The organism is Bacteroides sp. B1-V-101 (genome assembly GCF_023656585.1).
In the GTDB taxonomy this organism is placed as follows: domain Bacteria; phylum Bacteroidota; class Bacteroidia; order Bacteroidales; family Bacteroidaceae; genus Bacteroides; species Bacteroides thetaiotaomicron.
Map to the genome: position 1 here is coordinate 53267 of NZ_JAMOKH010000012.1, position 15446 is coordinate 68712.

Sequence of the window (15446 nt, forward strand, 5' to 3'; positions counted from 1 at the left end):
ATTACAGACCTTTCTTCAACTCTTTGTAAGCTTCTACAATCTGAATACCGCTTGAAGTACCGATACGGGTAGCACCCACCTGAATCAATGCCAGTGCCGTATCGAGGTCGCGGATACCACCTGCGGCTTTCACGCCGATCACCGGACCTACCACACGACGCATCAATTCAACATCATGCACGTTGGCGCCTGCCGTACCGAATCCGGTAGAAGTTTTTACGAAGTCCACACCCGCTTCCTTTGCAATGCGGCATACGGTTTCTTTCTCTTCGTCAGTCAGGTAGCAGGTTTCAAGAATCACTTTACAGATCACACCGGCAGGTTTGCAGATAGAAACCATATCTTCGATTTCTTTCTTTACAATGTCTGTCTGCCCCTTCTGCAAAGCACGGACATTGATGACCGTATCAATTTCGGTAGCTCCCTTGGCAATGGCATCGCGGGTTTCGAATGCCTTGCACTCTACGGTATTCTGTCCCAGAGGGAAACCGATGGCTGCTCCTACACGTACACCCGAACCTTCCAGCAGTTTGACACAGGTTTCCACTTCCGCAGGGTTGATGGCTACCATCGCAAACTTATATTGACGGGCTTCTGCACAGAGTTTTTCGATGTTCTCCGCTGTTCCGAAAGGTTTCAGAAAGGTATGGTCAATCATTCCTGCCAGTTGTTCTACTGATAAATTCGCAATCACTTCGTTTATATTTTTCTTTTCCATTGTTTTGAGTCGTTTAATATGTTAGTTTATTGTTAGTTCTTAAAAAGTCAATACACATTTCAATACTTCACCCCGTTTCACGGCAGCGAAGGCTTCTTCAATTTCTTCGATTTTGAAACGGTGTGTGATGAAGTCGGAAGCGGAAAGTCTGCCTTCTTCAATCCATTGCGCCAGCGTGGTCATAGCCGCTTTTTCTTCCGAACGGGTAGGCCACTGATGCATATGCAGGTCGAAGTTATAAGGCGCTTTCGACAAATCAAATGTCGGATTCTTCGTCATGACACCATATACACAGACATCACCGCCCATTTTTACCAACGGCAATACGGAATTGACTACTACATCGAGTCCCACGGCATCAATTACGGCATCGTAAGAACGATTGGCGGAGGCTATAAACTCCGACGTGCTGATTTCGGCAGGCGTATATCCGTTGTCCGCTCCCATCCGGCGGGCTACTTCCAGTTTGGCGGGAAGCATATCGACGATGTCAATCTGACCCAAGCCGAACAGCTTGCCCAACTTGACGAAGCTCAGTCCTACAGGACCGGAGCCTACCACTATCACTTTCTTTCCCGGAGTCAGGTTGAAATCCTTGAAAGCGCCCAGCACTTCACGCCAGGTGCAGGAGATCACCGCTTCTTCCGGCTGCACATGAGCAGGAACCGAGTTCTGAATTTCAAAGCTGTCCCAGCATCCCTGTTCGGGGGTAGCCAGTCCTTCTTCTTTCAGTACCTCGAAATCGTTCACCACTACATATTCGCTGAAACCGCCCCAGCCGCTGTTAATTCCCTGCGTGCCAAAGTCGGAGATCAGACCGCCGATAGCACGGTCGCCTACTTTAAAGTTGCGCACCTTCTCGCCTACAGCCACTACAATTCCTGCATTCTCGTGTCCCAGAGCCAGAGGATAAGTATCTACTCCGGGAAAATGTCCCGCAATCAGCTTGCTGTCGGTCGCATTACACAGTGCCACCATTTCTGTTTTCACCAACGCCTGATAAGCATTGATGACAGGAGTTTCGACCTCTCGTATTTCTATTTTGCCGGGAGCCGGCACAATTACAGATTTCATCGTATTCTTATTCATTTTTATAGGTTATAGTTCAGTTTTTGCTATCTCTGTGTACATCTCACACAAGGCGTGATAAGCCTGATCGAAAACAGGCATCCACGCTTCGTACTTCTTCACGTTTTCGGGAATAGGCTGCACCGTCTGCTCGATACGGACAAAGCGGTCGATTACAGAGAAATCAGGGAAAACACCCGCACCGATACCCGCAAGGATGGCCGCTCCCATCGAAGTTGCCTCTTCGAGATAGTTAGGCACACGGATCTCCGCCTGATAGATGTCCGCCATCATCTGACGCCAGACAGGATTCTGAGCACAGCCGCCGATCACCGTCATGCGGTCGATAGGAACATGCTTGCGGAATATATTGATGATAAATCCGAGATTCAAGGTTATTCCTTCCATCACGGCACGCAACATATCACCATGCTTGTGTCCCAGCGTCAGACCGATGAAAGCCCCTTTGGCATCAACGTTCCAACGGGGAGTACGTTCACCCAGCATATAAGGAAGGAACAGGAGTTTGTTCGCACCTATCGGAGAAGCAATGATCTGCTCGTCGATCAGTTCGAACACGCTGCGTCCCGATTGAGCTGCCAGTGCCTGTTCATTCTGGCAAAGTTGGTTGATCATCCAGTTGTAGGATGATCCTGCCGCCTGCATCGTTCCCGACGGGTGCAGCATACCGGGCACTACGTGCGCCCAGTTCATGGTACGGCGTTGTTCGTCTACAATCGGCTTTTCGACCGTCAGTGCTACCCAGGAAGAAGAGCCCAGATAATTGTACGCAGTGCCCGGAGCCACACAGCCGACACCTACTCCGGCACAGCTACCATCGCCGCCGCCACAGATGACGGGTGTTCCGGCAAGCAGTCCTGTCTCACGGGCAGCTTCGTTGGTGATTTCTCCGATCACGTCAATCGACGAACGGACTTCCGGGAATAAAGAAAGATCGAGCTCTGCGGCTTCTATGATCTCTTCACTCCATTGCCAGCGGTTCAAATCGTAGGCATTGGTTCCCGATGCATCCGAAGGGTCTGTGGCGATAGTACCGCACAAACGGTAGTTGATGTAATCTTTCGCATTCAGCATTTTGGCAGTCTGCGCAAAGATTTCCGGTTCGTGCTTCTTTACCCACATCAGTTTCTCCACAGAGTAAGAGGCGCTGATCCGATGTCCCGTGATTTCGTAGAAATGGAGCGGGTCTATCTTTTCGGTCAACTTTGCTTCTTCTTCCTGCGAACGCTGGTCGCAATAGAGCATGTGCGGACGAAGCGGATTACCGTCTTTATCTACGCAAAGACATCCCATCATTTGTCCGCTAAGAGCTACTCCGGCAATATCATTGGGTGATACCAGTTCGAGAAGTGCCTGTGTTGTGTCAACGATGGCTTTCCACCAATGGTGCGGATTCTGTTCCGCCCGGTTGCCGGAAGCATAGTCGGTAGGATAAGCAGCGGTACGCGAAGCTATCAACAGCCCCGATTCATCGAACAAAGTGGCTTTGTTCCCGCTGGTACCCAAGTCATGTGCTAATATATACATTTTATATTTTCCTTTTCAGTTAATTGAATTAGAGTGCCGCATTCGTGTATCCGGTAAGGCCGACGAAGATTCCTCCGACAATGCCGCCCAGTATAATAACTACCCAACGGGGAAACGCTTCTTTCAGCAATCCGCCGCGTGTGCCTTTCGGTGCGCAGAGCACGTCTGCAAAGATGAATCCCATCGCAATCGCCCATCCCATATCTACCCAGGGGGCACTGCCACGATTCCCCTGATGGATCAGGCTGAATTGCATCGGCAAGCCGTCGGCATCATTCAGCAATCCGGTAGAGAAGCCGAATCCGGGCAGTTTATGATTGACCAGCCAGAACGTTCCGATAATAAGGGCGGCTGCTATGAATCCGCCTATCGGACCGAAGTCCTTCACCAGCTTGGGCCAGCTCATCAATACGGTAAATGTCACGGCAAAAGCTCCGAAAATAGTGGTAATGATTCCGGCATGATACATACCGAACATCTCATTATAGGTTTGTAACCATTCGCTCATTGTGTTCTCCTCCTTATTTTATTTTTCGGGCACAGTCGCACGAACGGATTTTCCAAACTACAATTCCCGCCAGTGCACCGCCTATCAAACAACAGACCAGCGTAGGCACTGCATAAAAGAAATTGGTAATGTCTCCCTGAAAGCGGACGATTCCCCAGGCTATACCGGCAGAACCGATACACCAGCCCTGATCGAGCCATATTTTTCCCGGAGGATTCAAGATCGCTCCGTTATAATGATTCATATACCACATGATGCCGATAATCAGCGTTGCCGCCAGCCAGCCGCCCATCAGACCGTAAGTCTTCCAGAGTTCCGGCCAGATGCCGAAAGCGAAACCACCACAGATGGCGGAGCCGGCAAAGGTCGATAGATAGTATTTCATATTATAGATAATGTGTTCTTGGGTTGATAATGTGTTTTCAGATTGGTAATCAAGGCTTATTCCAGTGACAGTTTAGCTAGTGTGAAAGGCTTGTCGTGCTTGGTATTTACCTTGTCCGGTCCGGTCACCAGGTCGAAACAGGATACGATCACCTGACCGTTCCATACGATGGGTTCGCCCGGTTGGTCCAGTCCGCCATCGCTTCCATCACAATCGGGGCTTTGGGCGATACGCTGAATCTTTCCGTCCTTATCTACACGGGCAACGGCATTTGCAGAGAAATCTGCTACCCAAATATTTCCTTTATCATCGATACACATACCGTCTGTGGTACGAAGCTGAGTCGTATCCTGTGCCCAGACATCGTTGCTGACAACTTTTCCTTCTGCGTCCATCTTGATACGATGGATAGCGCCGTCACCGAAGTTACCCACAAAAAGGTCACCCGCTTCGTTAAACACGATTCCATCCAGTCCGTATTGTACTTCAGGGTTCTTGGTGATTACCGTAGTCAACAGGTTCTGATCTGCCGAAGTATTGGTTACTGCGATGTCACGGTCGTTCATATCAAAGCAATATACACCGCTGACAAGCAGACCGGAAGGGTCTTTGATCTGTGACAAAGAGCTTTGAGTCACATATAATTTTCCGTTACGGATACGGATACCATTGGGATGCTCCATGCCGGATGCCACCGTAATAGTTTCCTTCAACTGGTCATTTTCAAACTTCAGACGAAGTACACGTCCTTTGTTCTTTGCTTTCTCTGCACCGCTCCAGCCCTGATTATCACTAATGAACAGGTCGCCCTCTTCATTGAAGGCAAGTCCCATCGGAGAAGCCCATCCGGTTTCTTCCAATACAGGCACATCCAGCCATTTTGAAACGGCTCCATCCTTAGTAATACGCATCAGGCAAGCAGGCTGTGTGATATCTGCAAAATTGGGACATGCCAGAATCAAATCTCCATTGGGAGCAATGGCCATGCCATCCGGTGTCGGACAATAGTCCGGCAATGATACAAACAGTTCACTCTTTTGGGGAAGAGTATTCTCTCCACTCTTTTGTTTGGGAGAAGTACATTGAATACAAGTTGCTCCAATCAAAGAAGCGGAAATCAGAGATAGTAAATAATACTTTTTCATGGTTAGCTGATACAAATGTTTATGTTTATAATTTGAGTCCGTTAGTTCGGTACGCAAACTTACTGGAAAATCTCAGCAAAGAAGGAAAACGACAAATCAATAAAGGACAAAATTTGTTCATTATGACGCAAAAATGCCCCTTTTTTTATGAAAAAATCGGCATAAGGCGCAAAGAAAAGCAAAGTTCTACATAAATAAATGCAGGTCAGCATCTTGTATGCAGAGCGGGTGGAAACGGACTCCGGCATAAAATGCCTGAAAACACCCCTTTCGGACAAAGTTCGGCTACTAAACAGCTACCGGTTCCAAAACGGGGTATATACAGCATAACAAGTTCTGTTTCATTGCTTTGCCTTGTTTTGCATAGCTCTTGGTAAGAAATAAGTAACTACCTTTAGAAACGAAAATTTTAGAGTTATGGAAACAAAGAGAAGTACGTTTGCGACCTCGTTCTACATCAAGAGATCCGCAGTGAGAAACCGGGACGGAAAAGCCCCCATCATGGTGAAAATCTCCGTTGACGGCGATGACAAGGCAGTGGGAACCAAGCTGTTCGTCACCCCCGACCTCTGGGAGAACGGCAAGGCGAAAGGCAAGTCCGCCGAGGCAAACGAGATAAACGGGCAACTGAAGGAGGTCTCCGCCCGGCTCACCAACCACTACCACCGCATCCTCCGGGAAGAGGATTTCGTCACCGCCGAGAAGCTGCGCAACGCCTTCCTCGGTGTCGGCGTGATGGAGAACTGCATCCTCAAAGACTTCGGGAACATGAACCGGGAGTTTGAGGCGATGGTCGAGAAAGGGCAGCGAGCCAAGTCCACCTACAACAAGTATCTGGCTGTTTACAACCATTTCAAGACCTTCCTTTGGGAGAAGAAGAAGCGCACCGACATGGCTTACAAGGAGCTGACCAAGGAGATCATCACCGATTTCGACAAGTACCTGCGGGTGGAGAAGGGATTGAGCGCCAACACCCTCTGGATATACACCATGCCCCTGCTCAGCCTGACCGACAAGGCGTGGCGGCGTGGAATCGTCCGCACCGACCCCTTCGGCGAGTACAGCCTTGAGATGCAGGAGACCGACCGGGGCTATCTCACGGAAGAGGAGCTGCGCACCTTGGCTAACGCCGTGTTCGTCAAGAAACAGACCAGCCTCGTGCGGGACATGTTCCTCTTCGGGTGTTTCACCGGGCTTAGCTACATTGACATAAAGACGCTCACCCATGACAAGATACAGCGCATGGACTTCGACGGCGAGGAATGGATCATCACCCGGCGCACCAAGACCCGTGTGTCGAGCAACGTCCCCCTTATGGAGATTGCCAAGGAGCTGATAGAACGTTACAAAGGGCTTGCCGGAGGCGACCTCGTGTTTCCCATGCCCAGCAACAGCGTGTGCAACAGGCACCTCAAACAGATAGCCAAAGCCTGCGGCATCCACAAGGAGATCGGCTTCCACCTAAGCCGCCACACCTTCGCCACGACCATCTATCTCTGCAACGGCGGCACCATCGAGGCGCTCTCCAAGATACTCGGGCACAAGCACATTTCCACGACCCAGATCTACGCCGAGGTGACCAACAGGATGGTAAGCTCCGATTTCCGGGCGATCTCCGGCAACCTCGCCGCCATGCAGCGGAGCGTGCTGGAGAAGAAGGACAGGAAACAGGACGGGAAGCGGGTGCGCCGCTCCCTCCGGGAAACGGCTTGACGCCTTCCCCCGGTGCAGAATGCGGCAAAGGCAGGAACTTCCGATGCGGTGTCCCTGCCTTTGCTGCATTTCCCGATGCACACCCCCGTGCGTTTATGTTGGACTTTTCCCCCGTTTGCGCTTTGGGCGCATGTCCACGTAGTTCTCCTCCAGCATACGCAGCAGATCCGACTGGCGGTAGAGCGTCTTGCCCGGCAGCGATATGTACGGGATCAGCCGTTGCGTGCGGTAATCCTGCAACGTTCTCGGCGTGATGTGCAGCAGCCTGCACACGTCCTCGCCCGTGAGATAGACCTCGCCGTTCATCGCCGGGCGGAAGTGCGCCGTCACCGTGTCGATGTACCTCATTCCCTCTTCCAACGCCTCGAAGTACGCCCGTACCTCTTCCGTGTCCCTTGTGATCACTTCCATCTCACTCGTCCTCCGTCATTTCCCGGCTCATGGCTTCCACGAACGCCTCCACGTCCTCCGTCCGGTAGTAAATCTTGTGGTTGATCTGGCTGTACGGCAGCAGCCCCCGGTCACGGTAGGTCTGCAACGTCCGCTTGCTGATGCCCAGTTTCTCACACACGTCCGCCCCGTCCATCCAGTTCATCTTTTCGGGCGGGCGGTAGCGGGCGCAAAGCTCCCTCACGTGCTGCGAGAAGCTGCCGAACCGTTCCTTCATCTCCTCGAAGGTCTTTTTCTCGATGCTTACTATTTCCATTGTCCCGATACGTTTTTATTGTTATACTTCCCTGCAAATATACCGGTCTGTATATGTCCGTGTATCAAAACCGTACCGCTTGTCCTCGTTTTGCTTCACGTTTGTAGCCTTGTCACGTTCCGGGCGGTGAAAAGCAGGGAGAAGCTCTACATATCCGCACGCCCTTCCGCATATTTTCCGCCCCTTCCGTTTGCCGTGTGCCGGACATTTCGCATATTTGTAACCGACCAAACATCATCACTATGGACGAGGCTGTCTTTATCGCTTAATACACCTTCCTTGCCACTCCTGCGGTCATCGAGGAGGAGAGCCGCATCTTGGGCAAGATCGCACGCCGCCTGCGTTGCGAGTACGTCATCCGTTTCGAGGACGACGGCAAGTTCTATTTCCTGCTGGAGACCCGTTCCGGCTACGAGGAGCATTTCGCCCGGTGCGGCTGGTACGTCGTCAGCCAGACCGACTTCAACAGCCGCCTGACCATCGGCATGGGCTTGTACGAGAGCGGGAACTTGGCGGGCTTCATGTACAGGCTCGATTCCGGCAGCCGTATCCGGGCGATTCAGGAGAACAGGCATCGTGCCGCTTGGATTATAAATTAAGCGTTATTTATTCCTAAATATCAGCACTTTCTGAAATTTTGGCTTTGCATCCATCACGCTTTTAGTCCTTAAAAACTGTCTGCTGTTGTCCGGTGTCTGTCTGCCAACATCTTGGGTTCAGATGTCCGCATTATTTTTGGATTATGCAAATCATTGAAAATAAACATTCTAAGGTTAGTGCAAGGTGCAAGCTATATATAGATATATACTTGTACCTTGCACTAAATTTCAATATTTATTTTTCCGTCTATTTTCCATTATCGTTTCAAAATTTTCTTGCCCCCATTGTTTCAACTGCTCTAAATAAGGGATTAAAGTTTCTCCAAATTCAGATACATAATATTCCACTTTGGGTGGAACTGTGGGATATATTTTTCTATTTACCAATCCGTCCGTTACCAATGACCGCAAAACAGTAGATAGCATCTTTTCCGATATAGAGGGGATTGTTTTGTATAGTTCATTGAAACGTATTACTTCATTCTCATGTAGCTTCAATAAGACAACTAAAGCCCATTTGTCACCCAGCCATTCCAGTATAGGGGAAGCAGAACAATAATCGTAATCTAACTTTTTTCTCATTTTTCTTTTATCCAACAAATTGATATACAGGAAAACTAACCTAAATGTAAGTTACTGATAACCAAGACAGTTCTTCTTTTTTTTAAAGAGACCTATTAACTTTGCTGTCGCAAAAATAAATGTTATGGACTATAAAAGCAAAACGGCAAACGACAAAGAAATATCCATCTATTATTTCTCCGCCACAGGCAACAGCCTGAAATTGTCGCAGGATATTGCGGCGGCTTTTGGAGGAGCCGGGCTGTTCAGAATGACACCGTCAGCTGGAATCACCGCATCGGACTCCCGAATCGTAGGTTTTATATTCCCCGTATATATGGGCGGACTGCCCGGCATTGTCCGCCGGTTCTTGGAAAGTTATCCGTTCAGGAAAGGCGTGTACTATTTCTCCATAGGCACATATTACACGTACAAGGGCTGTGCGGTGTCCGTTGTGGACAAAATCATGTCCGGCAAAGGCGTGCGTCTGGACTATGGCTACAACCTGCCCACCGTAGGGAACTGCCTGAAGGAATACGAGGTATCTTCAGTAAGGAGGACGAAGATACTGGAACGGGCGGAGCTTTACACTTCACGAATAATCGACGACTTGAAAAAAGGCAAACGGAAAAAGCCTTTCCCGTATTGCAGGTTATCGGATCTGTTGCACAAAGGGCTGTTCAATGCCTTTTTCAGTCGCTCGCACTTGAACTTCTCCTTGGAAAATGGTTGTATGGGATGTGGTGTCTGCGAACGTGTATGTCCCGTGAACAATATTACGCTGAAAAACGGAGTGCCCCGGTGGGGAATCGGTTGCGAGGCTTGCCATGCTTGCGTACACTGGTGTCCCCGGAATGTCATTCAGATCGGGAAGTCCAAAGGGCGGCTGCAATACCATCATCCAGCTGTAAAAAGAACGATGCTGTACCGTGTGGAATGACGGGTTCCTATGCTGCGTATCCAGAGATTCCGGTCTGTTTCCCGTTTGTAGGATTCCACCGGAACCAGCCCGTTCTTGCGTTGTTCATGCCGACAGGTCATAGAAACGATATGGATGACCTTACGCATCCTTGCCATCATCTGGAAGAATCGGCGCATGTATTGGAATATCCTCATGCGTCCCTCTTTGCAGGTTATCGTGAATGGTCTAACTCGATGTACCAGCCTTCCTTGACAGGCTTGTACAACGTGGTGTCGTTGTACGTCCTGCGGTAGATCTCGTTCAGGTCGCCGTGTTCGGTGATACGGATATTCCGGCGGCTTCTCAATCCGGGATCGTAAACGAAACTCTTGGATGTTCCTGCGTCCACGATGCCGTGGGAATAGTACGGCATAACGAGGCTCACATATACCGAATCCGCCGTTTCCCATTCCCTGCGGTCAACAAGGACAAGACCGCATCCAATCTCTGACAACAAGGAATCGAGCTGTATTCGGTCTGGCTTCAGCAGCCCATATACCGGGAGGTCTTCTTCGTCATTCGTTTCATGGGATGTATCGCTTTGCTCTGTTGAATCAAGTATAATGACCTCTTCCGGAGAAAGCGGCGGGTAGTGGAAACTGCCTTCTGAACTCTCTGACATGATTTCGTACACCTTGCGGAACGCCGCCTCGTGCGTGGTAAAGTGGCGTATCATTTCCTCGTCGCTCGGTGGCATGGGCGGCTCTCCGCAACTTGCGGCAAACAGGCTTGCTAAAAGCAGGATTATGGCGAATGTTCTCATATTTTTATGTAGATGATGCTTGGCAGCGTTTCGCTTTAAGCGGCAGTGCTGTTTGTTATCTAAATCTTAATGTATTTATTGGCAAAATCAAGGCACTATTTCGTAAACGGTTCGCTCATTGTTCCTGAAAATGGTATGCTCAATCTGGCTTCCGACCTTTACGATACTGTCTATGTCAGCATGGACTTTCAGGCTAAGGACGGGAGCGTATTTCAGATGCTCGTAATCGACCGGAGTATTGTTATAGGTTGTTTCGACAATAGGATAATTATGTTCCTTTGCGAACTGTTTCAAGGTATCTATGTAGGGAAGCTGCTCTTTACCCATAGCTTCAAAATCTATGTAAAACTTTCCGTTCTCCAGCACAAAGTAGATGCAGTCCACACCATTGGAACAAATACCTATAAAATCATAATCAGTATTTCCTGCCTGCACGTTTCTCAATACATCCGGCAGTTTGTCTATCGTAATCCGGGCAGCAACCGGGATATTGGAGTTTATACCGTCGTTTTGCGTCACTCGTTTATTCCCATGCCCGCAACTCAATAAACTTAAGATAGAAGTAAATATTCCCATAATTTTTAAGAATCTCATAGTTTTATGCTTATTATTAAATAGATAACATTCGGTGGATAATCGACTCTATTAAGAGAAATTTATCCGCTTATTATTAACGAGTTATTAATAGTATTTTTCTATTTCCACCATTTCATTTCCATTATCATCCCAAAATAATGTTCCGCAATCACTACAACTTTTTCCTGCCAGATTTTTTTCGTCTATGTCTGTGTCTAACCCGAAAAATTGTATATTGCCACATTTCGGACAATTTGCGACATAAAGCGGAGTTTTATTTTGGAAAGAAACTAATTTGAACTTCCAGAAAGTCGATTTTATTTTCGTTAATCTATCAGCATCCGTTTTAGGTGCGACAAATATATAATATGTATCATTACCCATATCCAACAAAACAACTCTCAAACCATTTGATTTAAGATGTTTGTCAAAGTATTCAAGTGCAAAAGGCACGAAATCACCTCTTTTAGGTGTATCTATATCTTTGTCAAATTGCTGATATACTTCATTGCTTGATATATCTAACTGCCTACCCAATAGAGAAACAGTTCTTTGATTAAAGAAATTGAATAAATAATTATTTCCTTCTTCTCCGCTCCAATCCACAACCAAAGCATATTCTTTACGAATTAGCTTTTCGAGGAGAGCATCGTCCTCCTTGATTTTCTTTATATCCATATCTGCAAGTTCTTTCTCTGAAAGAACCTTAGCGAGCATTACTTTGTAATTCATATAGTCTTTTTTCCGTTGATAATATGTAATTATATACGTTTTCCGCTGTATATCTTCGCTCAATTACAAATATATATCATAAGGGCGAAACTTCGGAATATTCGGTCTTCCTTTTTTCAAGGTATGCTTAAAAGCAGTTCTGCGGGCGGTTGTTTGGGCGTTCCCCTTCGGGTCGGGCTTTCCGTTGCAAGTCCTCGCTATGCTGTGGGCTTTCCCCTGCAATCCCTAACGTGGGTGAAAGGGATTCCACTGTCTTGCGCTTAAACCTTGGCGCACGGGCTGTCCCGTCCCGGCGTCCGTTTCCGACCACTTCGGCAGGCTGCATGGCCGAAGCCGGACATCGGGCGGAAGGACAAACGGAACACGTCCGTCCGTACCGTCACACGGGGCTTCGGCTGTTCGCCGAAACTTCCCGTGCCCCGTGCCGTCCGAAAGAGTTCCCCGGCGTTTGTCCGGCAGCCGGAAGCTGACCGTCCTCCCATTGTATTCTCCCGCCCGTATCTCCTTGCCTTGGGAAACGGGCGTTCCCGGCTCTCCGGATGGCTTCTTTTTCCCGCATCCGGCAAGTAACTTACCATTGACTGGAATAGACTGACAGGGCATTTTTTCCCTAAGCTGATTGGAAAAACATTGACGAAGGTAGGCGGAGGTGAAAGCAAATCCGCAAAAAATGCCAAATCTCCACCCTGCGGGTAGTATTTACCATTTTTTCAGATGGTTGCAATTCACCTTTTCCGCTATCAATGATGGTCAATGTTCTTCCCAATCAGCCAAGGGAAAAAAATTGGTTGGGGCGACAAGCGATGAAAACAGAGTAATAACGATTAAAATTTGTGAGTTATGGCAACAACGAACAGCACCATCGAAAAGATTGCACCGATGTTCACCGATTTGTTAATCAAGAAAATCGAGTGCTTGAAAACGGATTGGCAAAAACCATGGATTGCGAGCCTTGAACAAGGTTTGCCCCGCAACATCAGAGGGACAGTCTATAACGGCGGAAATGTCTTGATGTTATTGTTCTACACCGAGTTCATGAAATTCACTTTGCCCGTGTTCCTCACGTTCAACCAAGCGAAGGAAGAGGATTTAAGTGTTTGCAAGGGCGCACGCTCGTTTCCCGTCTATTATTGGTTTAAGTTCGTGGTACACAAGGAAACGAAAAAGACAATCAAGTACGAGGAATACCGCAAGCTGCCCGCAACCGAGCAGGAAAATTACAAGGTCATCCCGCAGATGAAGTATTACAATGTCTTCAACATCGACCAGACCGATTTTGCCGAAAAGCAGCCCGAACGCTACGAGCGCATGAAGAAGGGGGAGCAGCCCGAAGACTGTTCGGACGGGATGATTTACGAGGCGTTGGACGAGCTTGTCTATCTGCAAAATTGGTATTGCCCCATCAAGGTGCAGTATTCGGACAGTGCCTACTATTCGCCCTCTTCCGACCATATCGTTTGCCCGCAGCGTGAGCAGTTCCCGCAGGGAGCGGAATATTACGGCACGCTTCTGCACGAGATGGCGCACAGCACGGGAAGCCCCCAACGGCTGAACCGCACGTTCGGCAGCTTCTTCGGGGATGCGCTCTACGCCCGTGAGGAACTTGTCGCCGAACTTACCGCAGCCCTTTGCGGTGCGTTCTTCGGCTACGCAGCCGCACCGCAGGAGAACAACGCCGCCTATCTGAAACACTGGCTCACCAAGCTAAAGGAAGAACCCGCCTTTTTGGTGGAGATATTGGGGGACGTGAACAAGGCGGCGAAGATGATTGCCGACAAGGTAACCGAACCGATAAACGAACCCGCAGCAGCCTAAGCGGGACAGCAAAGAACAAGAGTTTCAACCAACGGGCGGAGCAGTCCGCCCCACTAAAGACATAAGACGATGAAAACATTATCGGAAAAGGAATTTAACGGGTTAAACATAAAAGTTATGTTTACCGAGAAGGTGGAACAGGCAAAAAAAGAGCTGTCTCCACTCATGCAGGAGATAAGGAAGTACATGCCCCAAGCGGAATACGGCTACCACGTGGTAAGCGGTGAATACCCCGCATTTTACGGCGTGCGCATAGAGTTCACGTACAACGGCATCCGTTTTCATGTGTACAAGATAAACAAAGAGAACAAGTACAAGATAGCCGCCGACATGGAACACTTTGAATATGTCAACCGCTACGACATCGAAAGGGCGGGCAGCCAATACGAAAAGCCGTGCAATATCGGCGTGTTCACCGCCAAGAAAATAAACGATTGGATAAACTACTGCACGCAGATATACAGGCAGGTGGAGCAGGGAAATGCGGAGAATTCGAAAAAGGTAGCCGACTTCTTGAAAAGTATCGAGAACGAACCCGTAAGCTGGGAACGTAGAAACTATGCGAAAGGGACGATAACCCGCAACGGCTTGCGCTTCACTTTCTACATAGAAAAAGGACACCTCTCCTTTGAACTGTCCCTAAGTTATCGGGGAACGGCTGATTACGACACGTTCCGGCTGTTGGCTGATAACCGCTATATCCCGTAAGGGAACTGTTAAAGAACCACGGGCGGAGCAATCCGCCCGACAATACCCAAGAACATGAAAACGGCATTTGTTTACAAACTGATATACCGCCTAATCCTTTGGGCTTCGGCGGCTTATTTCCTTACCACCGCCGCAGGGCAGCTTTTCGCCTTGTTTCTTGTCGTGGCTCTGTTTTACTTCGTGGCACGGCTTGTTTTCGCCCTTGCGTGGCGGCTGTTTGTCGGCTTCGTGTTCGTACTGATAATCATTCTTTTAATATTCTAATATTTACCAATATGGAAACAAGGACATGGACAGAAAACGGAACACCCGTTACCAAAGAAAAGACGGTAGCCTTTTCGGGACACCGCACCAACCGTATAGCCAAGTTCACGGCAGACCGTGAGAAACTCTTCAGGGAGGTGGCGTTCGACACGTTCGCAGCCATCGAAAGTTATTGTATCAAAAAAGGCTACGACACCTTTTTGTCGGGAATGTGCGAGGGCTTCGACCTTATCGCAGCAGAAGAAGTATTGAACCTCAAAAAGAGATACCCGCATATCCGTCTGAAATGCGTTGTCCCCTTCAAGGGACAAGCCGAACGGTACACCCAAGCCGACAAGCAGCGTTACGACACCATTTTGGCGCAAGCCGATGAAGTGGTAACCTTGCAGGACGGATATACCGAGGGCTGTTTCCTGCGCCGTAACGACTACCTTTTGGAAAACTCCGCTTTTCTGATGGTCTATTACGATACGGTAGCCATAGGCGGCACGTTCTACACCCTCAAACGGGCAGTAGAGCAGAAAAAGAAGTTCGCGAACGTATGCTATAACCGCAGGTAGCCCCGTAAGGGCGGATTTTCCGCCCGCTACTTTCTTTCGTGAGCCGGAGCGGGGAAAGAAAGATAGCAAAGAAACCGATTGCCCGAACGGGACGGTTTATTAAAATCAAAAAGAAC

The 15446-nt window shown here is 48.8% G+C and carries 21 protein-coding genes; 6 read left to right on the forward strand and 15 right to left on the reverse strand.

Annotated elements, in window-relative coordinates; all coding sequences use genetic code 11:
- Position 1 precedes the first annotated feature (1 nt).
- The 6 genes from deoC to NBH01_RS11195 are packed head-to-tail and all read right to left on the reverse strand — an operon-like array spanning position 2 to position 5372.
- Positions 2 to 718: a deoxyribose-phosphate aldolase gene (gene deoC, locus NBH01_RS11170; protein ID WP_008760091.1), complete on the reverse strand. Its 717-nt coding sequence runs from the start codon at positions 716 to 718 to the stop codon at positions 2 to 4.
- 39 nt (positions 719 to 757) lie between these two features.
- Entirely contained in the window at positions 758 to 1792 is a 1035-nt protein-coding gene (locus NBH01_RS11175; RefSeq protein ID WP_352230651.1) for a zinc-dependent alcohol dehydrogenase, read from the reverse strand.
- Between the two features lie 24 nt (positions 1793 to 1816).
- The gene (gene xylB, locus NBH01_RS11180) at positions 1817 to 3334 is read right to left on the reverse strand and encodes a xylulokinase (protein ID WP_055217024.1); all 1518 of its coding nucleotides are present in this window, start codon (positions 3332 to 3334) and stop codon (positions 1817 to 1819) included.
- Between the two features lie 28 nt (positions 3335 to 3362).
- Entirely contained in the window at positions 3363 to 3842 is a 480-nt protein-coding gene (locus NBH01_RS11185) for a Lin0368 family putative glycerol transporter subunit (RefSeq protein WP_117977648.1), read from the reverse strand.
- A gap of 13 nt (positions 3843 to 3855) precedes the next feature.
- The gene (locus NBH01_RS11190; RefSeq protein WP_008760087.1) at positions 3856 to 4227 is read right to left on the reverse strand and encodes a Lin0368 family putative glycerol transporter subunit; all 372 of its coding nucleotides are present in this window, start codon (positions 4225 to 4227) and stop codon (positions 3856 to 3858) included.
- A 56-nt stretch (positions 4228 to 4283) separates the two neighbouring features.
- Complete coding sequence (locus NBH01_RS11195) at positions 4284 to 5372, reverse strand: SMP-30/gluconolactonase/LRE family protein (RefSeq protein ID WP_008764572.1); 1089 nt, start codon at positions 5370 to 5372, stop codon at positions 4284 to 4286.
- A gap of 417 nt (positions 5373 to 5789) precedes the next feature.
- On the opposite strand from NBH01_RS11195, the gene NBH01_RS11200 reads away from it, so the two are divergent.
- A complete protein-coding gene (locus NBH01_RS11200; protein ID WP_009041185.1) occupies positions 5790 to 7085 on the forward strand; it encodes a site-specific integrase in 1296 nt (431 codons plus the stop codon).
- Between the two features lie 93 nt (positions 7086 to 7178).
- Here the strand turns inward: NBH01_RS11200 and NBH01_RS11205 are convergent, their stop codons facing one another.
- From NBH01_RS11205 to NBH01_RS11220, 4 genes are all read right to left on the reverse strand, one after another.
- Positions 7179 to 7496 (reverse strand): helix-turn-helix domain-containing protein, encoded by a 318-nt coding sequence (locus NBH01_RS11205; protein ID WP_009041186.1) that lies wholly within the window; start codon positions 7494 to 7496, stop codon positions 7179 to 7181.
- 1 nt (position 7497) lies between these two features.
- A complete protein-coding gene (locus NBH01_RS11210; protein WP_004326140.1) occupies positions 7498 to 7791 on the reverse strand; it encodes a helix-turn-helix domain-containing protein in 294 nt (97 codons plus the stop codon).
- Between the two features lie 146 nt (positions 7792 to 7937).
- Positions 7938 to 8366: a hypothetical protein gene (locus tag NBH01_RS11215; protein ID WP_009041187.1), complete on the reverse strand. Its 429-nt coding sequence runs from the start codon at positions 8364 to 8366 to the stop codon at positions 7938 to 7940.
- A gap of 252 nt (positions 8367 to 8618) precedes the next feature.
- Positions 8619 to 8972 (reverse strand): winged helix-turn-helix transcriptional regulator, encoded by a 354-nt coding sequence (locus NBH01_RS11220; protein ID WP_004326138.1) that lies wholly within the window; start codon positions 8970 to 8972, stop codon positions 8619 to 8621.
- A gap of 124 nt (positions 8973 to 9096) precedes the next feature.
- Here NBH01_RS11220 and NBH01_RS11225 point away from each other — a divergent pair, with 124 nt between their 5' ends.
- Positions 9097 to 9891, forward strand: coding sequence for an EFR1 family ferrodoxin (locus tag NBH01_RS11225; RefSeq protein WP_009041188.1), 795 nt, complete (start codon positions 9097 to 9099; stop codon positions 9889 to 9891).
- On the opposite strand, the gene NBH01_RS11230 is transcribed toward NBH01_RS11225, so the two are convergent.
- The 5 genes from NBH01_RS11230 to NBH01_RS11250 all read right to left on the reverse strand — a co-directional run bounded on the left by NBH01_RS11230 (position 9849) and on the right by NBH01_RS11250 (position 12561).
- On the reverse strand, positions 9849 to 10067 hold the full coding sequence (locus tag NBH01_RS11230) for a hypothetical protein (protein ID WP_172680450.1): 219 nt from the start codon (positions 10065 to 10067) through the stop codon (positions 9849 to 9851). The genes NBH01_RS11225 and NBH01_RS11230 overlap by 43 nt on opposite strands.
- A 17-nt stretch (positions 10068 to 10084) precedes the next feature.
- A complete protein-coding gene (locus tag NBH01_RS11235) occupies positions 10085 to 10675 on the reverse strand; it encodes a DUF4948 family protein (RefSeq protein ID WP_009041189.1) in 591 nt (196 codons plus the stop codon).
- Positions 10676 to 10762: 87 nt separating this feature from the next.
- Complete coding sequence (locus NBH01_RS11240; RefSeq protein WP_117978523.1) at positions 10763 to 11269, reverse strand: hypothetical protein; 507 nt, start codon at positions 11267 to 11269, stop codon at positions 10763 to 10765.
- A gap of 87 nt (positions 11270 to 11356) precedes the next feature.
- Complete coding sequence (locus tag NBH01_RS11245) at positions 11357 to 11983, reverse strand: DUF6630 family protein (protein WP_117978522.1); 627 nt, start codon at positions 11981 to 11983, stop codon at positions 11357 to 11359.
- 260 nt (positions 11984 to 12243) lie between these two features.
- The gene (locus tag NBH01_RS11250) at positions 12244 to 12561 is read right to left on the reverse strand and encodes a hypothetical protein (protein ID WP_032843353.1); all 318 of its coding nucleotides are present in this window, start codon (positions 12559 to 12561) and stop codon (positions 12244 to 12246) included.
- A 262-nt stretch (positions 12562 to 12823) separates the two neighbouring features.
- Between NBH01_RS11250 and NBH01_RS11255 the strand changes: the two genes are divergently transcribed.
- The 4 genes from NBH01_RS11255 to NBH01_RS11270 all read left to right on the forward strand — a co-directional run bounded on the left by NBH01_RS11255 (position 12824) and on the right by NBH01_RS11270 (position 15330).
- Positions 12824 to 13798, forward strand: coding sequence for an ArdC family protein (locus tag NBH01_RS11255; protein WP_117922798.1), 975 nt, complete (start codon positions 12824 to 12826; stop codon positions 13796 to 13798).
- A 69-nt stretch (positions 13799 to 13867) separates the two neighbouring features.
- Positions 13868 to 14506 (forward strand): hypothetical protein, encoded by a 639-nt coding sequence (locus NBH01_RS11260; RefSeq protein WP_250700106.1) that lies wholly within the window; start codon positions 13868 to 13870, stop codon positions 14504 to 14506.
- A 54-nt stretch (positions 14507 to 14560) separates the two neighbouring features.
- Positions 14561 to 14770 carry a hypothetical protein gene (locus NBH01_RS11265; RefSeq protein WP_250700107.1) on the forward strand — a complete coding sequence of 70 codons (210 nt, stop codon included), beginning with the start codon at positions 14561 to 14563 and terminating at the stop codon, positions 14768 to 14770.
- Positions 14771 to 14781: 11 nt separating this feature from the next.
- Positions 14782 to 15330 (forward strand): SLOG family protein, encoded by a 549-nt coding sequence (locus NBH01_RS11270; RefSeq protein ID WP_041926203.1) that lies wholly within the window; start codon positions 14782 to 14784, stop codon positions 15328 to 15330.
- The last annotated feature ends 116 nt before the right edge of the window (positions 15331 to 15446 follow it).

Coding starts and splice junctions, on each gene's coding strand:
- deoC (WP_008760091.1), bottom strand. CDS start 718: ATGGAAAAGAAAAATATAAACGAAGTGATTGCGAATTTATCAGTAGAA.
- NBH01_RS11175 (WP_352230651.1), bottom strand. CDS start 1,792: ATGAAATCTGTAATTGTGCCGGCTCCCGGCAAAATAGAAATACGAGAG.
- xylB (WP_055217024.1), bottom strand. CDS start 3,334: ATGTATATATTAGCACATGACTTGGGTACCAGCGGGAACAAAGCCACT.
- NBH01_RS11185 (WP_117977648.1), bottom strand. CDS start 3,842: ATGAGCGAATGGTTACAAACCTATAATGAGATGTTCGGTATGTATCAT.
- NBH01_RS11190 (WP_008760087.1), bottom strand. CDS start 4,227: ATGAAATACTATCTATCGACCTTTGCCGGCTCCGCCATCTGTGGTGGT.
- NBH01_RS11195 (WP_008764572.1), bottom strand. CDS start 5,372: ATGAAAAAGTATTATTTACTATCTCTGATTTCCGCTTCTTTGATTGGA.
- NBH01_RS11200 (WP_009041185.1), top strand. CDS start 5,790: ATGGAAACAAAGAGAAGTACGTTTGCGACCTCGTTCTACATCAAGAGA.
- NBH01_RS11205 (WP_009041186.1), bottom strand. CDS start 7,496: ATGGAAGTGATCACAAGGGACACGGAAGAGGTACGGGCGTACTTCGAG.
- NBH01_RS11210 (WP_004326140.1), bottom strand. CDS start 7,791: ATGGAAATAGTAAGCATCGAGAAAAAGACCTTCGAGGAGATGAAGGAA.
- NBH01_RS11215 (WP_009041187.1), bottom strand. CDS start 8,366: ATGCCTGTTCTCCTGAATCGCCCGGATACGGCTGCCGGAATCGAGCCT.
- NBH01_RS11220 (WP_004326138.1), bottom strand. CDS start 8,972: ATGAGAAAAAAGTTAGATTACGATTATTGTTCTGCTTCCCCTATACTG.
- NBH01_RS11225 (WP_009041188.1), top strand. CDS start 9,097: ATGGACTATAAAAGCAAAACGGCAAACGACAAAGAAATATCCATCTAT.
- NBH01_RS11230 (WP_172680450.1), bottom strand. CDS start 10,067: ATGAGGATATTCCAATACATGCGCCGATTCTTCCAGATGATGGCAAGG.
- NBH01_RS11235 (WP_009041189.1), bottom strand. CDS start 10,675: ATGAGAACATTCGCCATAATCCTGCTTTTAGCAAGCCTGTTTGCCGCA.
- NBH01_RS11240 (WP_117978523.1), bottom strand. CDS start 11,269: ATGAGATTCTTAAAAATTATGGGAATATTTACTTCTATCTTAAGTTTA.
- NBH01_RS11245 (WP_117978522.1), bottom strand. CDS start 11,983: ATGAATTACAAAGTAATGCTCGCTAAGGTTCTTTCAGAGAAAGAACTT.
- NBH01_RS11250 (WP_032843353.1), bottom strand. CDS start 12,561: ATGGTAAGTTACTTGCCGGATGCGGGAAAAAGAAGCCATCCGGAGAGC.
- NBH01_RS11255 (WP_117922798.1), top strand. CDS start 12,824: ATGGCAACAACGAACAGCACCATCGAAAAGATTGCACCGATGTTCACC.
- NBH01_RS11260 (WP_250700106.1), top strand. CDS start 13,868: ATGAAAACATTATCGGAAAAGGAATTTAACGGGTTAAACATAAAAGTT.
- NBH01_RS11265 (WP_250700107.1), top strand. CDS start 14,561: ATGAAAACGGCATTTGTTTACAAACTGATATACCGCCTAATCCTTTGG.
- NBH01_RS11270 (WP_041926203.1), top strand. CDS start 14,782: ATGGAAACAAGGACATGGACAGAAAACGGAACACCCGTTACCAAAGAA.